A 15,432-nucleotide genomic window follows, 5' to 3' on the forward strand; every position below is an offset into this window, starting at 1 on the left:
TAGCCGCGTGAAGGAGAGCGGCTTAAACAGCATGGATAATGGTGATAATCCTCATAGGGTTATCTGCCGGATCGCAGAGCCTTGCTCTGGTCACAAACTAATCGTAGTTGAAGGCGTTGGTTTTTTTAAGCGATGGCTGTGATAGATGAAAGTTTGCGCACAGGTGAAGAAAGGGCGAAAAAAAGGCCCGTAGCGGGCCTGTTGTCGAACGGCGCATTCGCCGCTTATTTGCGCCCCAGCAAGAAGCCGAAAACGATGCCGACCGCTGCCGCCACGGCCACGCCGGCCAGCGGGTTAGCTTCCACCTGGGTTCTTACGCTATCCGCTGCGTCTCGGGCGGCATAGCTGGCCTGGGAGGCGTATTTGCGCGCCGCGCCGCGCACCTGATGCTCCGGTGAATCGACGGCTTTGCCGAACGCCTCTTCTACCGCGCCTGCGGCTTGATTGGCTTTGTCTTCCGCTTTTCCAAACATGCTATTCTCCTGTTCCTTGTGAGTACAACGAACCTTAAGCCTAGCAGGTGAACGGCGTTTTTTGCAGCATGCTGTGCGTTATAAGAGCAATCCGAGCAGGGGAATATCTTGCCGGCCATACGGCGACGGCTTCACCCGCGCGGCTTTTTGTGTTCTATTGGCTAGCGGTTTAACCGGGTATCGTTAACCTTTGACCGATTCGTTGAGTTGAAAGGACTCCCCATGTCAGTACTGCGTATTCTGGCGCTGCTCGCCGCGGCCACCGCCACGTTGCCCGCCCAGGCCAAGCCTGCGGCTCACGGCGCGGCGGCCGAAAACGGCATCCGTTGGCAATCTTGTCTCAACAGCGGTTTTCAGCGTTGGTTCGATGAGCCGCCGACGCCGGGGCTGCGCTGTGGCTACCTCGAGGCGCCGCTGGCGTACGCCACGCCGCCCGCTCATGCGGCGCAGCCGGGGGAAGCGACCGTGCGTCTGGCGTTAACTCTGCTGCCGGCAACCGGGCCGAAAAAGGGCAGCCTGGTGGTGATCAGCGGCGGGCCGGGTCTACCGGGCATCAATCCTGATTTGGGCAACGACGCCCAGATCGCCAGACTGCGCAAATCCTACGATATCATCGGTTACGATCCGCGTGGCGTCGGTCAGTCGACGCCGAAAATATCTTGTCAGGTGGCCGAAGGCGACGAAACCCCGACGCCGGACGACAACGACGTGGCCGGCGCAGAGCATCAGACGCGCACCCTGATCGCCGCCTGTATCAAACAGACCGGTGCGGACGTGCTGCAACATATCGGCACCGACGAGGCGGTCAACGATCTGAACGTGATTCGCCACGCGCTGGGCGAGCCGGGGCTGACGGCGGTGGCGTACTCTTACGGCACCAAGGTGGCGGCGTTGTATGCCGAACGTTTCCCGAAGAAAACGCGCGCACTGGTGCTGGACGGCGTGGTAGACCTGGCGGAAGACGACTTCACCCAGCGCATGAACCAGGAGCGAGGCTTCCAGCAAAGCTTCCTGCGCTTCGCCGCCTACTGTGGTAAAACCGACAGCTGCCAGCTTGGCGGCGGCGCGAATCAGGCGCTGCAGCGCTATCACGCCCTGCTGCGCAAGCTGCACGATCAACCGTTCGTCACCGCTGCGGGCTATGAAATCTCCGCCGACGATGTGCTGACGGTCACGCGTTCGTTGCTGTTGTGGCCGGAGCGCTGGCATGAGCTGGCGACCGTGCTGCGTCAGCTCGATGCCGGCATTGCCGGGCAGCAGGTTTCCGATCTGATCGACGAAAGTTACTCGCCGGACGCCGATGACGCCCTGAACGTCATTACCTGCGCCGACGTCGCCAACCCGACGGCCGATCCGCAGTTGTTGCGCCGACAGCGGCAAGAGATCAATACCGCCGCCCTGTATGCCCACTATCTGCCGCTGCACGAATATCCGCTGGAAATGTGCGATCTGTGGCCGTATCGCGGCAAAGATCGGCCGCACACGCCGGTGGCGTCCGCCGCGCTGCCGCCGCTGCTGTTTGTCGCCCAGCGTTACGATCCGACCACCCCGTACCGCAACGCCCAGGCGATGGCCGCGGCCTTCAAAAGCCCGTTAATCACCCGCGAGCGCGACGGCCATACGCTGGCGCTGAACGGCGTCGACAGCTGCGTCGATGAAAGCGTGGTGGATTATCTGCTGGCGCCGAAAAAGCCGCGCCGCGACAAGATTTGCCGCTGAGCGGGCCGGGCGTTAGCCCGGCCTTGGCGCGTCGTTTAAAACCGTATCTCTTCCGCCAGCGCCAACGTCACGAACGGCCCCGACAGGGTCTGGTTGTGATGCCGGATAATGGCTGCGGCGCCAAGCGTCGCCGTGTCCGAACAGCTATGGGCGTCGGCGGCCAGGACCATGTCAAATCCCAACTCCGCGCCGTGCCGGCAGGCGGTGTCTACGCAGTATTGCGTTTTCATGCCCGAAATCACCAACCGACCGATGCCGGCTTGCTTGAGCCGTTCCGCCAGGCCAGTCTGGTGAAAGCTGCTGGGGCGGGTTTTATCGATAAACCAGTCGGCCTGCACATCGGTTTGCAGAGCGGGGTGAACCTGCCACAGCGGGCTGTTTACGGCGATGGGCGATCCCGCCGGCCCCGTGTGACGAATAAACACCACGGGCGCGTTCGCCGCTCGCGCGGCGCGTATCAACGCATTGGTCTTTTCCAGCAGGCTTTCGGCGGCAAACGGCAGATCGTTCGGCGAGGCGAACAGACCGACTTGCATATCGATAACCAGCAGAGCGCTGCGTAGTGCAGGGATAGTTGGCATTTGTCTTCTCCGTCATGATATTGCCGGCATGCACGGAGAAGCGAAAACCCCGTCCATGGCTGGCGGGGCTTAGGGATACGTCGTTAGCTGATGCGCACCCGTGCAGCCCGCCATGGCGTGGCGGTTGCGGTGGTGGTGAGGACGTGCGCAATGCGATTCATAGCGTTGATAATGCGCGGCGGCGAGGGAAGCGTCAAGAGGCTTCCCCCTCGGTGTCAACCGGCAAAAATATGCGCCTGGCCCATCACGTTGAGATTGACCTGAGAACCGGGCTGCAGGCCTTCGCGGCTGACGGTTTTGATCTCGAGCTGTGCGCCGCCGGCGGCCATTTGCAGGTTGAGGGTGGAGACGAAGCCGGCAAAATCGATGCCGGTGATCACCGCCTGGCCGCGCTGCGCCGGATCGGACAAACCGATTTGAATCTGCTCCGGGCGCAGCATGATGCGCGCCGGGCCGCTGCGCTGGCGATCGTCGACGGCGATGCGGCCCAATGCGCAGTCGGCCCAGCCGTGCGCCAGTTCGGCGGTCAGCACCAGCGTTTCGCCCAGGAAGCTGGCGGTCGGTTCATCGACCGGGCGCAGATAGAGATCCTGCGGCGCGCCCACCTGCGCCAGCCGGCCGTTGCGCATCACCGCCACCTGATCGGCGAACGACAGCGCTTCGCTCTGATCGTGCGTGACCAGAATCGACGCTACGCCGGCTTCTGTCAGCAGCTCGGCCACCGCCTTGCGGGTGGCGGCGCGCAGGCCGGTATCCAGCGCTGAAAACGGCTCGTCCAGCAGCATCAACCGAGGTTGCTGCGACAGGGCGCGCGCCAGCGCAACTCGCTGCTGCTGCCCGCCGGACAGTTCATGCGGCCACAGGGCCGCCAGACGGCGATCCAGCGCCACCATGTCCATTAACGCCTCGATGCGATGCTGTTTCTCGCGTTTGCTGCCCTTGAGGCCAAAACCGATGTTGCCGGCGACGGTAAAGTGCGGGAACAGCGCGCCATCCTGCGGGACGAAGCCGATGCCGCGCAGATGCGCCGGCACCCAGCCGTCGCCGTTGCCCATGGCTTGCCCCTGTAGCAGGATTTGGCCGCCGTCCGGGATTTCAAAGCCGGCGATAATGCGCAGCAGGGTGGTTTTGCCGGAGCCGGATGGGCCGACGATCGCCGTGCGGCTGCCGGCGGCAACCTGCAGACCGATGTGTTCCAGCACCCTGATGGCGTTGTAAGATTTTTCGATACCGTGCAGTTCGAGCGTGCTCATAGTCCCGCCGTGCGTTTAGATTGAGAATAAAGAAGCCAGGTGAGCGGCAATGACAGCGCCACCATAATCAGCGCATAAGGCGCGGCGGCGACGTAGTCGATCTCGCTGGTCAGCGCCCAAAAGCCGGTGGCCAGCGTGCGGGTGCCGTTCGGCGCCAGCAGCAGCGTGGCGGTCAGTTCATTGGCGATCGCCAGGAACACCAGCGCCGCGCCCGCAGCGGCTCCCGGCGCCGCCAGCCGCAGCGTGGTACTCCACAGCGCCTGCGCCGGCGATTTGCCCAGGCTGCGCGCCACGTTTTCCAATTCCACCGGCGCCTGTGCGATGCCGGCGCGCAGATTGATCAGCGCCCGCGGCATAAACATCAGCAGATACGCCAGCAGCAGGGTGATTTCGGTTTGGTAAATCGGCCGGAAGCTGTGAATGGTGATGGTCACCAGCGCCAGCGCCACCACGATGCCGGGCAGCGAACTGGTCACGTAGTTGCAGCCTTCCAGCACCCGGTACAGCCGGGCCGGATAGCGCACCGACAGCCAGGCCATCGGAATGGCGCACAGCGTAATCAGCAGCGCGCCGGCGGCGGAAAGCGACAGCGTTTGCCACAGCGCGGGCCACAGATCGGCGTTGCGCCACACCTCGAATCCGCCCAGCCACAGCCAGCGGGCCAGGGTGATGAAAGGCACGCCCAGCGCCAGCGCAGTCAGTGAGAAAGGCAGCAGCAGCGCCAGCGCGGCGAGTGGTGGCGAAAGGCGGCGCGGCGTTTGGCTGCGGGCGCTGCCGGAACCGACGCGGGCATAGCGTGCGCGGCCGCGGCTGAGCGCCTCAAGCAACAGCAGGCCCAAACAGCACAGCACCAATACGCCGGCCAGCATGTTGGCCGCTGGGCCGTTGAAGGTCGACTGGAATTGATCGAAGATCGCGGTGGTGAAGGTATCGAAACGGATCATGGCATACAGGCCATACTCCGCCAGCAGGTGCAGCGCGATCAGCAGGGAACCGCCCCAGACCGCCAGCTTCAGCTGAGGCAGCACCACGCGGAAAAACACCGCCAGCGGCCGTGATCCGAGCGAAGTGGCGACGTCTTCGATGCCGGGATCCAGGCGACGCAGCACCGCGGCGGCAGGCAGATAGATAAACGGGAAATAGGCGAGCACCGAGATGAACACCCCGGCACCCAGGCCATGCATCGACGGCACCAGGCTGATCCAGGCATAGCTTTGCACAAAGGCCGGCACCGCCAGCGGCGCGGTGGCCAATATCGCCCACAGACGGCGGCCCGGCAGCGAGGTGCGCTCGGTCAACCAGGCCAGTGCCACGCCGAGCACGGCGCAAATCGGCAGCGTCAACACCACCAACAGCAGGGTGTTCAACAGCAGTTCCGCCACGCGCGGGCGGAAAACCAGAGCTTTGACCGTTTGCCAGCCGGTTTCAAACGCCACGCCGATAACGAATCCCAGCGGCAACAGCGCCAGCAGTGACAGCAACACGGCGCTGGCGACCACGATCGGCCCTGGCCGCTGGTGACGAGGGACAGAAGAATAACGCCGCGCGGTCTGCGCGGCGTGGGTACTCAGGTTTGACATAACGATCAACAACTCTCGGTTTGCCGGCGGGCCTTACAGCAGGCCGGCTTCGGTCATCAGTTCGACAACTTTCTTGCTGTTCAGCTGCGCGGCGTCGACCTTCGGCGCGTCCAGCTCTTTCAGCGGCACCAGTTTCGGATTGGAGGCCGCGCCGACGCCCACGGCGTATTCGAAGGCGTTATTGGTGCGCAGGATCTCCTGGCCCTGTTTGCCGGTGATCCACTTGATAAACGCCTGAGCCTGCTGCTGATGCTTGCTGGAAGCCAGCACGCCGCCGCCGGAGATGCTGACGAACGCGCCCGGATCCTGGTGTTTGAAGTAGTACAGCTTGATGTTGTTGCTGTTTTCGCCAGTTTTGGCGCCGTCCACGAACGGGTAGTAGTGATAGATCACGCCGCTGTCGACCTGGCCGGCATTGACCGCTTTCATCACGGTGCTGTTGCCCTTATAGGCGGTGAAGTTGGTTTTCATCGCTTTCAGCCACTCCAGCGTCGCTTTCTCGCCTTTCAACGCCAGCAGCGCGCTGACGATCGCCTGAAAATCGGCGCCCGACGGCGAAGCGGCCCAGCGGCCTTTCCATTCCGGCTTGGCCAGATCCAGCAGCGACTTAGGCAGCTGTGCGTCGGTCAGCTTGGCCGGGTTGTAGACAAATACGGTAGAGCGGGCGGCGATGCCGATCCAGCGGCCGTGGCTTGGGCGATATTGCGGTTCCACCTGGGCCAGCGTCGCGGCGTCCAACGGGGCGAACAGCTTGGCGTTGTCCACCAACACCATCGCCGGGGAGTTTTCCGTCAGGAAGACGTCGGCAGGCGAAGCGCTGCCTTCCTGCACCAGTTGATTGCCCAATTCGCTGTCGCCGCCGTTGCGCAGCGTCACCTTGATGCCGGTGTCTTTGGTAAAACCGTCGACCCAGGATTTCACCAGATTTTCATGCTGGGCGTTGTAAATAACGATGCCCTGGTCGGCGGAGGCCGCCTGAGCGCCGAAGGCCAGCATCATCGAGGAGGCGAGCAGGGCGACAGGGCCGAGAGATGAAATACGCAGCTTCATGCAGTTATCCTTTTTTAGCGTTCGAATGAGGAAAACGAATATCGCCTGGCAAGCGCAAGCAGCCCGATTTTAGCCAAGAACATCAATAATGATAGTGAAAACGATTCGTATTAAATTATTTTTGACGATCGCTCACAAAATGAATTGCCCTAAGGATAAGTTAAGTTTCGGCTGGAATAATCTGGATTGATTGCCCGCATTATTTTTCTGCCGATTCTCTCTATGTCTGTTCGACAATGCCCGTCCTCGTGCTGTTTCTCCGGTTTATCGCCGCTCTCTGGTTAATACCCCTTTGATAATGAAAGAAATTCAACACCGCTTTTGGTTATGACTCATAGCGATTAATGATTTAATTTATTCCACTACCTCATTGCATATTGAGCGCGATAAAACACTCATCAGGGATATCGACGTGAAATATTCATTCAATAGCAATAAATTGACTGGTTTAATCTTCCTGGCTTTTAACGCGACGTTCGCTCAGGCCGCCGAGGTGCCGGCAGGCGCTAAACTGGCGCCGGTACAGGAACTGGTGCGCGCCAACGGGTATGAACCGGCGACGCTGGATCCGAACCTGGCCGAGAGCAACGTGGAGTTCTATATCTTCAACGATCTGTTCGAAGGTTTGCTGCGCGTCGGGAAAGACGGCGAAGCGATCCCGGCGCTGGCACAGAACTGGGAGCACCAGGGCAACGTCTGGACCTTCCATTTGCGGCCGCAGGCCAAATGGTCGAACGGCGATCCGGTGACCGCCGACGATTTCGTCTACAGCTGGCGGCGCCTCACCGATCCGAAAACCGCCTCGCCGTACGGCAGCTATCTGGCTTCGGCCTACGTGCTGAATGCCGCAGCGATCAACGCCGGCAGCAAACCGCCGAGCGAGCTGGGCGTCAAAGCGCTGGATGCGTACACTCTGCAGGTCACGCTGTCGGAGCCCAATTCCTATCTGCTCAAGCAACTGGTGCATTTCCCGGTTTTGCCGGTTAACCGTAAGGTGGTGGAGCAGTACGGCAAAAACTGGACGCAGCCGGCGCACTTTGTCGGTAACGGGGCGTTTCGCCTCAGTCAGTGGGTAGTGAACGAAAAGGTGGTGGTGGAACGTAACCCGCAGTATTGGGATAACGCCAATACCGTACTCAACAAGGTGACCTTTTTGCCGATCCAGGGCTTCCCGGAAGTGGCGCGTTTTCGCGCCGGTGAGGTTGAGTTGGGATATACCACGCCACCGGAGTTGTATCAGCAGCTGAAAAAAACGCTCGGCGAGCAGCAGTTGGTGACTTATCCGCTGCTTTCCACCAGTTATTTCGCTTTCAATAATCAGCAGGCGCCGTTTAACGATGTGCGAGTGCGCCAGGCGTTGAACCTGGGGCTGGATAAAGAGATCATCGCCGGTAAAGTGTTGGGATACGGCCAACAGCCGGCCTGGACTTTTACCCCTACCGGGGCGGGCGGCTATAGCCTGCAGGCCGGCAGCGCCGCCGGCTGGACGCCCGAGCAACGGCACGCCCAGGCGAAGCAATTGCTGACGGAGGCCGGTTTCAACGCCGAGAATCCGCTGCGCTTTACCGTGTTGTACAGCAATGACGCCACCATCAAGAAGATCGTCATCGCCGCCGCCGCTATGTGGAAAAAGAACCTCGGCGTGGAGGCCACCTTGCAAAGCCAGGAGCGTAAAGTGACGCTGGACAATATCAACCGTGGGCAGTACAGCGTGGCCTTTACTCGTTGGCTGGCGGATTATAACGATCCTTCCACCTTCCTGAACGTGTTCCGCTCCGACAGCAGCGAGAACAGCCCCAAATACCGCAATCCGGACTACGATCGCATTCTGCATCAGGCGACGGCGGCGCAGACGCCGCAGCAGGTGCAGCACAACTTCCAGCAGGCCGAAGCGGTGCTGGCCGCCGATGCGCCGGTGGCGCCGGTGTACTATGAGGCTAACGCCACGCTCATCAAACCTTACGTGAAGGGGATAGACTTTACCCGCCAGGGCGCTTTATACGATAAAAACGTCTACATTCTCGAACACTGAAAAATAAAAAACGGCTGATTTATATCAGCCGTTTTTATAAATGGCCGTTTAATAACATTATCCTAAATACTCCATAAACAACGGGCGATCTTTTCTTCCCGCCGGATAAAACACCGCCTATACTGCGCCGGTAGTTTATATGCAGTATCTCGTTTGGCGAGGCTCCTATACAAACACAGGTTACTGATCTGACGACATCGAGAGATGCCCAAGGTTAAGACAGGCTTTATCGGATTAAGGTTCAGCCCAAAGTAACTTCCGAGCAACAACTCGGATACGTTGTATAGTGCTAAAACCTGGACGCGGAGATAGGCAGTCTGCACTCCCTCTGTGGTTACGCCCCTATGCGATTCGCTGTTGAAGTTCAAAACAGAAATAGGGACTGACAAAATGATTAAGTCACATCAACACTATTCTTCTCCGGCGCTGAGCGCGACTGAAACTCTCGACGAGACTTCGGTCGCCGGTTATATGAACGCCGATTTTATTACTGTTCCCGCGACGATGACGGTCACTCATGCCCGGGAATATTTACTTTCACAGCTTAAAACGGACGAAATTCCCACCCGGGTATTTATTACCGCGGACGATTATCATCTGCGCGGCACGCTGTCGGTGAAAAAACTGCTGCAGTGTGAAGAACAGGATAAAGCGGTCGGCGTGATGATGGATCACAGCTATTTCCAGGTTTCACCCGACGATGACCGCAACGACGTTGCGCACCTGTTGGGCAAAGGGGGGCTGGACGTAGTGCCGGTGGTGGTCAACAACACGCTGGTCGGCGTGCTGGGAGAGCGTGAGATCGCCCGGCTGGTCGAAGATGAAAATACCGAGGATGCGCAGCGCCAGGGCGCGAGCCTGCCGCTGGACAAGCCTTACCTGGAGACCAGCCCGTGGGCGCTGTGGCGCAAACGTTCGGTGTGGTTGCTGATGCTGTTTGTCGCCGAGGCCTACACCGGCAACGTGCTGAAGGCGTTTGAAGATCAGCTCGAAGCGGCGATTGCGCTGGCGTTCTTCATCCCGCTGCTGATCGGCACCGGCGGCAACAGCGGCACCCAGATTACTTCGACGCTGGTGCGCGCCATGGCGCTGGGCGAGGTCAGCCTGCGCAATCTGGGCGCGGTGATCCGCAAAGAGGTCACGACCTCGCTGCTGATCGCCGTCACCATCGGCCTGGCGGCCTGGGTGCGTGCCTGGATCATGGGCGTCGGCATGGAGGTGACGCTGGTTGTCAGCCTGTCCCTGGTGGCGATCACCGTGTGGAGCGCCATTGTTTCGTCGATCATTCCGATGTTGCTGAAACGCCTCGGCATCGATCCGGCGGTGGTATCGGCGCCGTTTATCGCCACCTTTATCGACGGCACCGGCCTGATTATTTATTTCAAAATCGCCCAGCACGTTTTGGGTATTTAAACCGTGCCCGCCCGTAAAGGGCGGGAATGTGACAAACCTGAGGAGGACGTTAAACAACCATGGACACCGACCAACCCCGATATTTAACGCAAGGGGATTTTATCGACAACATTTAACCTGAGGACAACAAAATGGGAAACATGACTATTTTTATGGGATTCCTGGCAATGATCAGCTCGCTGGGCCTGTTGGCGGCCTATATGAGCACCAAATGGGATGATTGATGAACGCTAAAGATCCGCCTAGATGCATCCTCCCCGTAACAGCTATTTATTATGGGGAGGATTTAGCGGCGCGCTGAACGCGCAGCCTGATACAGGAGTTGATAATAATGACGATTCTTATTCTGGGATTGCTCTACGCCATTTTAATGGTTTCGGTGGGCGTTAATGAGATTTATTTTTATTCCACCGGAAAATCCGAATTCCTCACTAGCCTCATGCTGACATTTTCTGGCAGTATGCTGCTGATCGCCTTTGTCTGGCAATTATCCTCTAAAGTAAAAAAATAAATCACCGTCCGAATGTGAGCAGCATAATGCAAAATGAAAAGCAGGCCGTAGCCAGAAACTCGATGATCGCCAGCGGGTTGCTGGCTACGGGCAAATTCGTCGCCGGTATTTTTACCGGCAGTATTGGCCTGATATCCGAAGGGATCCACTCTTTTACCGATTTTATCGCTACCAGCATTACCTGGCTGGCGGTGCGCATCAGCGATAAACCCGCCGATGACGATCACCACTTCGGCCACGGCAAGGTGGAAAACCTGGCGGCGCTGTTCGAGGTGTTGCTGTTGTTGGCTGCCGCCGGTTGGATCGTCTATGAGGCGGGCAGCAGTCTGCTTGGGCAGCCGCATGAGATCGTCGCTGCGCCGGTGGTGATCGCCGTGCTGCTGATTTCCATCTGCGTCGATTTCTTCCGGGTGCGGGCGCTCAACCGCGTCGCCAAAGCCACCGACAGTGCGGCGCTGGAAGCGGATGCGCTGCATTTCTTTTCCGACATGCTCTCTTCCGGCGTGGTGCTGCTGGGGATGATCTTTGTTCTGCTGGGGTTTGGCCGTGCAGACGCCATCGCCGCGCTGATCGTCGCCGGTTTTATCTTCATCGCAGCGATTAAATTGGGTAAGCGTTCTTTCGACTCGCTGATGGACGCCGCGCCGGCCGGCACTACCGAGGACATCCGCGCTACGCTGTACAACTTCCCGGCGGTGTTGGCCTGCGACAGCGTACGCATTCGCAACGCCGGCGCGGTGCTGTTCGTCGAGATCACGGTGGCGGTGTGCCGCACCTTGCCGCTGGAGCGTATCGATGCGCTGAAGCAGGCGATTGTCGAACGGTTGCAGGAGCAGTACGCCAAGGCGGAATTCACCGTCATCGCGGTGCCCCAGACCCGTAGCGATGAAGATATGGCTACGCGCATCCGGGCGATCGCCGCCAACCACGGCGCGCAGGTGCAGAATGTGGCGTTGCAGCAGCTGCCGACGCGCATGGCGATCGGCATGGATTTGGCGGTGCCGGCCAACGCCAGCGTGGCGCAGGCGCATGACATCGCCACGGAGATAGAAGGGATCCTGCGTCAGGCGATCGGCGAAGACACCGAGATAGAGACCCATTTGGAACCGCAGACGCCGCACTGGCTGACCAGTGAGGATGTCGATGCGGCTGAGCTGGCCGATATCCGGCGGATCCTGCAGTCGGCGCTGGAGCAGGGGGAGATGGTGCAAGACGTTCATAACATCCGCGCGCGCAAGACCGACGGCGGCATCATCGTCAACTTCCACTGCCGGGTATCGCCGGCGGTGACCATCGCCGCCGCGCACGATGCGGTCGATCTGATCGAACGGCGGCTGCGCGCGCTTTATCCGGCCATCACGCGCGCGATAGGGCACGTCGAACCGATCAAACCCGGCGTTTGAATCAGCTCGGCCAGCTGCGGATAAAGCACCGGATTGGCCAACAGCAACGGGTTGCCGCGCCGCAGCCCGTTGTTGTTCATGAAGTTGTTCGCCACGCCGCCGGCTTCGCGCGTCAGCACCAGCCCAGGCAGGCTGTCCCAGGCGTTCATGTGCGGTTCGTAATAGCCCAGCAGCCGGCCGGCGGCCACCTGTGCGGTCATCAACGCACCGGAACCGCTGCGCACAAACATGCCGCCCGCCTGCAGCAAACGGCAGATAAAACCGCTGAATTCCGCTGCCGAGGCGCGCGCTGAAATCCCAACGCCCAACACGCCGTCCGCGACGCTGCGCCCGGCATGCACGCCGATCGGTTCTCCGTTGAGGAAGGCGCCGCCGCCGAGACAAGCGCGAAACATTTCGCGGTGGTTGGGATCGTAGATCACACCGATCGTCGGCTCACCGTCGATTACCACGCCTATCGAGATGCACCAGGTATGTAACCCGTTCAGGAAGCAGGCGGTGCCGTCAATCGGATCGACCACCCAAATACAGGCGGCGTTATCACCGCTGCCGCCGCTCTCTTCACCGAGAAACCCATCGAGGGGAAACCGGCGGTTGATCATGCGGCGAATCAGCGCCTCGACGCGGCGGTCGGCTTCGCTGACCACATCCTGCAGACCCTGTTTAAAGTCAATTGCCAGGCTTTGTCGGCGCTGATAAAAGCTGAAGGCGAGATCGGCGGCAGCGCGGGCGATTTCACGCGCGAAGCGATAGCGCGCTTCGATATCCTGTGGGGAAAGTGCAGTCATGGCAGGCTCGATAGCAAAGAACGAATCGACTTACCCTGTCATAAAAGGATGAAGTTAATGTGTCGCTCAGCCCGGCGGGTAATAAAAACCCAGCTGTGTCATGGCGTCGGCAGAGGAAAGCGGCGCCGTTGTGGCCCCGGTTGGTATCACCGCTCGCCAAAACGCCAGCCCGCGGGGGTTATCTTGGCCGACCGACAGCGACCAGCCACCCGGATGCTGCGCAAACAAGGCGCGAGCGGCCTGTTGCCCAATTCCGGCGCGCCGCCAGGCGGGCCGGATGTAAAACTCGGCCATTTCGACGCTGGCGCTATCCAGGCGCCTGACCAGCGCAAAACCGGCCGTTTGCCGATCGCTCAAGATCAAATAAGGGTAGCGGCCGGCTTCACGCCAGTAGAGCGGCAGATAGGGGTAAGCCTCGTCGGCGCCCAGCTCGCGCAGGCAGTCAAGCAGCATGGCCGCCAACAGCGGCTGCTGCGCGCACGAGGCCGCTTCAAGTGAAAATGACATGTTGCTTTCCTTAAAAACAGGCCGCCGGGGCGGCCTGTCAGGGTCAGCCCAGCTGCAGCCGGGCGGTGAGGTCGGCAATCTCGCGGCGCCAGCGCGCCTGAAGCTCCGGTTTCTGGTGCTTCGGTTTACGCGCCAGATCAGCCTCCAGCTTGCTTTCGAGGGCAAACAAGGCGGTCAACAGCGCTTCTTCGCCTTCCAGCCGCGCGTCTGGCGCCGGCGCGTTTGTGTTGGCCTCGTCCTCCGTCGGCAGCGCCGGCGTTTCGCCCGCCAGGCGCTGGTACACCGGCGCCAGATCGTGCCACTCCGTCAGTTTTTGCTGGTCGATCAGCCAAAAACGGTTGCAGCTCTGTTCAATCAGCATCCGGTCGTGGGTGACCAGCATGACGGCGCCGGGGAACTGGCGCAGCGTTTCCGCCAGCTCCTCTTTGCCCGCCATATCCAGATGGTTGGTGGGCTCATCCAGCAACAGCAGCGAATGGTTGGCCAACGTCAGGCCGACGAACAGCAACCGCGAACGCTCGCCGCCGCTCAGCGAACGGATCTGCTGAGAGTGGCGCAGGTAAGGGAAACCGGCGCCGATCAGCGCCATTTTTCGCTGCTCCTCGGTCAACGGCGCAAACTGCGCCAGCGCGTCGCTCAACGTGTCCTCATCGCGCAACTGCTGCAGGCTTTGATCGTAATAACCGATGCGCACCCGCGGGTGGAACAGCGCCGGGCGCTGCGTTTGTTGCTGATACTCGCGCCACAGCAGACGCAGCAGCGACGATTTGCCGCAGCCGTTGCGCCCGACGATGGCGATGCGATCGCCGCTTTTCACCCGCAGGTGTTCCAGGCTGAACAGCAACGGCGCATCCGGCGCCGGACGCACCGCCCAGTGTGGCAGCGCCAGCAGGCGATCGGCGTCCAGCGCCTCCCCCTGCAGGCGCAGCCGCCACGGGCTGCCGGTGGTCAGGGTAGTCTGTTCTTCCTTCAACCGATCGACGCGCTTCTCCATTTGCTTGGCCTTGCGCGCCAGATCTTCGTTGTCGTAGACCTTGCCCCAGACCGCCAGCCGTTTGGCGCTTTTCTCTACCCGTTCGATCTCCTTTTGCTCGGCCTGGCGACGGTGCTCGTCTGCGGCATCCTGTTCCGCCAACGCAGCGCGCGCAGCGGAGCAGGGTAAGCGGAAGAACTGCAGCGTTTTGTCGCGCAGGATCCAGGTGCAGTTGGTCACCTGGTCGAGCAGATAGCGGTCGTGCGACACCAGCACGAAACTGCCGTTCCAGTTACGCAAGAACTGTTCCAGCCACAGTAACGTGGGCAGATCCAGGTGGTTGCTGGGTTCGTCGAGCAGCAGCAGATCGGGCTGGCGGATCAGCGCGCGGGCCAACAGCAGCCGGGTATGCTGGCCGCCGCTGAGGGTGCCGGCGTTCAACGTCCAGCTCGTTGGTTCAAACCCCATCTCGGCCAGCAGCGCTTCGCAGCGCCAGCGTTCGCTGAGGTGCTGGCTCGCAGGCAACTGGGCCAGAACCGCGTCCAGCAGGGTGCTGGCGTGCAGCTCAGGCGGCAGGTGCTGCTCGATGCGTGCCATCAAGCATTGGTGTGACAACGTCACCGCTCCGCTGTGTGCGGGCAGGGCACCGCTGAGGATTTGCAGCAGGGTACTTTTGCCGCAGCCGTTATCGCCGATCAAACCGATGCGATCGCCTTTTTTCAGGCTGAAGGAAATCTCGCTCAGCAGGACGCCGAACGCGTTGTCGTAACCGACAGATTGTGCAGACAGTAATGTGCTCATTGCTTACTCAAGAGTTACAGGCATGACAATGCCTATCGTCAAACATCGCTGACGACAACCCGGTAAGCCGGAGGGAAGATCCTGGATTTTAGTAAGCTTCGCTCAAGCTGGGTTATCGCAGCACGATACCGGTAATGCTTGAGCGGCGACGATTACCAAAGAAGTGTGAGTGAAAAACCAATTCACACGTCAGCATAGTAAGTCTCCTTTTATTGGTTGCAGGTTAATCGGTGGCTGGAGTATAGAGCGCTTTGCGCCGCGCCGCCAGTGTAAAAGCGCCTGAATAATCAGCAGGCTAAAGACCTCCGGGGCGCATGGCACACAATGGGAATAATTACTGTATTTCGG

The 15,432-nt window shown here is 60.3% G+C and carries 14 protein-coding genes and 1 riboswitch; of the genes, 6 read left to right on the plus strand and 8 right to left on the minus strand.

Going from position 1 to position 15,432, the window contains the following annotated elements; genetic code table 11:
• Window positions 1-224 precede the first annotated feature (224 nt).
• The gene (locus ACRAWE_RS07140; protein ID WP_019455433.1) at window positions 225-473 is read right to left on the minus strand and encodes a glycine zipper domain-containing protein; all 249 of its coding nucleotides are present in this window, start codon (window positions 471-473) and stop codon (window positions 225-227) included.
• A 222-nt stretch (window positions 474-695) separates the two neighbouring features.
• Here ACRAWE_RS07140 and ACRAWE_RS07145 point away from each other — a divergent pair, with 222 nt between their 5' ends.
• A complete protein-coding gene (locus tag ACRAWE_RS07145; protein WP_019455432.1) occupies window positions 696-2,192 on the plus strand; it encodes an alpha/beta hydrolase in 1,497 nt (498 codons plus the stop codon).
• A gap of 35 nt (window positions 2,193-2,227) precedes the next feature.
• On the opposite strand, the gene ACRAWE_RS07150 is transcribed toward ACRAWE_RS07145, so the two are convergent.
• The 4 genes from ACRAWE_RS07150 to ACRAWE_RS07165 all read right to left on the minus strand — a co-directional run bounded on the left by ACRAWE_RS07150 (window position 2,228) and on the right by ACRAWE_RS07165 (window position 6,656).
• Window positions 2,228-2,773: a cysteine hydrolase family protein gene (locus tag ACRAWE_RS07150; protein ID WP_019455431.1), complete on the minus strand. Its 546-nt coding sequence runs from the start codon at window positions 2,771-2,773 to the stop codon at window positions 2,228-2,230.
• A 215-nt stretch (window positions 2,774-2,988) separates the two neighbouring features.
• Window positions 2,989-4,026, minus strand: a complete 1,038-nt coding sequence (locus ACRAWE_RS07155) for an ABC transporter ATP-binding protein (RefSeq protein ID WP_432525167.1) — start codon at window positions 4,024-4,026, stop codon at window positions 2,989-2,991.
• Window positions 4,023-5,606 carry an ABC transporter permease gene (locus ACRAWE_RS07160; protein WP_154746239.1) on the minus strand — a complete coding sequence of 528 codons (1,584 nt, stop codon included), beginning with the start codon at window positions 5,604-5,606 and terminating at the stop codon, window positions 4,023-4,025. The genes ACRAWE_RS07155 and ACRAWE_RS07160 overlap by 4 nt, the downstream gene beginning before the upstream one ends.
• Window positions 5,607-5,639: 33 nt before the next feature.
• On the minus strand, window positions 5,640-6,656 hold the full coding sequence (locus tag ACRAWE_RS07165) for an iron ABC transporter substrate-binding protein (protein WP_063919511.1): 1,017 nt from the start codon (window positions 6,654-6,656) through the stop codon (window positions 5,640-5,642).
• Between the two features lie 412 nt (window positions 6,657-7,068).
• On the opposite strand from ACRAWE_RS07165, the gene ACRAWE_RS07170 reads away from it, so the two are divergent.
• From ACRAWE_RS07170 to ACRAWE_RS07190, 5 genes are all read left to right on the plus strand, one after another.
• Entirely contained in the window at window positions 7,069-8,688 is a 1,620-nt protein-coding gene (locus ACRAWE_RS07170) for an ABC transporter substrate-binding protein (protein WP_432525168.1), read from the plus strand.
• 141 nt (window positions 8,689-8,829) lie between these two features.
• Window positions 8,830-9,003, plus strand: a riboswitch (M-box (ykoK) riboswitch).
• A gap of 75 nt (window positions 9,004-9,078) precedes the next feature.
• The gene (locus ACRAWE_RS07175) at window positions 9,079-10,101 is read left to right on the plus strand and encodes a magnesium transporter (protein WP_019455426.1); all 1,023 of its coding nucleotides are present in this window, start codon (window positions 9,079-9,081) and stop codon (window positions 10,099-10,101) included.
• Between the two features lie 131 nt (window positions 10,102-10,232).
• On the plus strand, window positions 10,233-10,325 hold the full coding sequence (mgtS, locus tag ACRAWE_RS07180; protein ID WP_004938109.1) for a protein MgtS: 93 nt from the start codon (window positions 10,233-10,235) through the stop codon (window positions 10,323-10,325).
• A 107-nt stretch (window positions 10,326-10,432) separates the two neighbouring features.
• Window positions 10,433-10,612 (plus strand): hypothetical protein, encoded by a 180-nt coding sequence (locus ACRAWE_RS07185; RefSeq protein ID WP_019455425.1) that lies wholly within the window; start codon window positions 10,433-10,435, stop codon window positions 10,610-10,612.
• A 26-nt stretch (window positions 10,613-10,638) separates the two neighbouring features.
• A complete protein-coding gene (locus tag ACRAWE_RS07190) occupies window positions 10,639-12,015 on the plus strand; it encodes a cation diffusion facilitator family transporter (protein ID WP_432525169.1) in 1,377 nt (458 codons plus the stop codon).
• Here ACRAWE_RS07190 and ACRAWE_RS07195 read toward each other — a convergent pair.
• From ACRAWE_RS07195 to ACRAWE_RS07205, 3 genes are all read right to left on the minus strand, one after another.
• On the minus strand, window positions 11,958-12,803 hold the full coding sequence (locus ACRAWE_RS07195) for an inositol monophosphatase family protein (protein WP_019455423.1): 846 nt from the start codon (window positions 12,801-12,803) through the stop codon (window positions 11,958-11,960). The genes ACRAWE_RS07190 and ACRAWE_RS07195 overlap by 58 nt on opposite strands.
• A gap of 66 nt (window positions 12,804-12,869) precedes the next feature.
• Window positions 12,870-13,310, minus strand: a complete 441-nt coding sequence (locus ACRAWE_RS07200; RefSeq protein ID WP_019455422.1) for a GNAT family N-acetyltransferase — start codon at window positions 13,308-13,310, stop codon at window positions 12,870-12,872.
• Window positions 13,311-13,353: 43 nt separating this feature from the next.
• Window positions 13,354-15,084: an ABC-F family ATP-binding cassette domain-containing protein gene (locus ACRAWE_RS07205; protein ID WP_432525170.1), complete on the minus strand. Its 1,731-nt coding sequence runs from the start codon at window positions 15,082-15,084 to the stop codon at window positions 13,354-13,356.
• Between the last annotated feature and the right edge of the window lie 348 nt (window positions 15,085-15,432).

Origin of the sequence: Serratia sp. BFP-2025, assembly GCF_050880365.1 — a bacterium.
Classification (GTDB): Bacteria; Pseudomonadota; Gammaproteobacteria; order Enterobacterales; family Enterobacteriaceae; genus Serratia; species Serratia surfactantfaciens.

What these genes read in the sequence shown, in the direction of transcription:
- ACRAWE_RS07175 (WP_019455426.1), top strand. Translation starts at nt 9,079, where the DNA reads ATGATTAAGTCACATCAACACTATTCTTCTCCGGCGCTGAGCGCGACT.
- ACRAWE_RS07155 (WP_432525167.1), bottom strand. Translation starts at nt 4,026, where the DNA reads ATGAGCACGCTCGAACTGCACGGTATCGAAAAATCTTACAACGCCATC.
- ACRAWE_RS07150 (WP_019455431.1), bottom strand. Translation starts at nt 2,773, where the DNA reads ATGCCAACTATCCCTGCACTACGCAGCGCTCTGCTGGTTATCGATATG.
- ACRAWE_RS07190 (WP_432525169.1), top strand. Translation starts at nt 10,639, where the DNA reads ATGCAAAATGAAAAGCAGGCCGTAGCCAGAAACTCGATGATCGCCAGC.
- ACRAWE_RS07140 (WP_019455433.1), bottom strand. Translation starts at nt 473, where the DNA reads ATGTTTGGAAAAGCGGAAGACAAAGCCAATCAAGCCGCAGGCGCGGTA.
- ACRAWE_RS07160 (WP_154746239.1), bottom strand. Translation starts at nt 5,606, where the DNA reads ATGTCAAACCTGAGTACCCACGCCGCGCAGACCGCGCGGCGTTATTCT.
- ACRAWE_RS07200 (WP_019455422.1), bottom strand. Translation starts at nt 13,310, where the DNA reads ATGTCATTTTCACTTGAAGCGGCCTCGTGCGCGCAGCAGCCGCTGTTG.
- ACRAWE_RS07145 (WP_019455432.1), top strand. Translation starts at nt 696, where the DNA reads ATGTCAGTACTGCGTATTCTGGCGCTGCTCGCCGCGGCCACCGCCACG.
- ACRAWE_RS07195 (WP_019455423.1), bottom strand. Translation starts at nt 12,803, where the DNA reads ATGACTGCACTTTCCCCACAGGATATCGAAGCGCGCTATCGCTTCGCG.
- ACRAWE_RS07185 (WP_019455425.1), top strand. Translation starts at nt 10,433, where the DNA reads ATGACGATTCTTATTCTGGGATTGCTCTACGCCATTTTAATGGTTTCG.
- mgtS (WP_004938109.1), top strand. Translation starts at nt 10,233, where the DNA reads ATGGGAAACATGACTATTTTTATGGGATTCCTGGCAATGATCAGCTCG.
- ACRAWE_RS07205 (WP_432525170.1), bottom strand. Translation starts at nt 15,084, where the DNA reads ATGAGCACATTACTGTCTGCACAATCTGTCGGTTACGACAACGCGTTC.
- ACRAWE_RS07165 (WP_063919511.1), bottom strand. Translation starts at nt 6,656, where the DNA reads ATGAAGCTGCGTATTTCATCTCTCGGCCCTGTCGCCCTGCTCGCCTCC.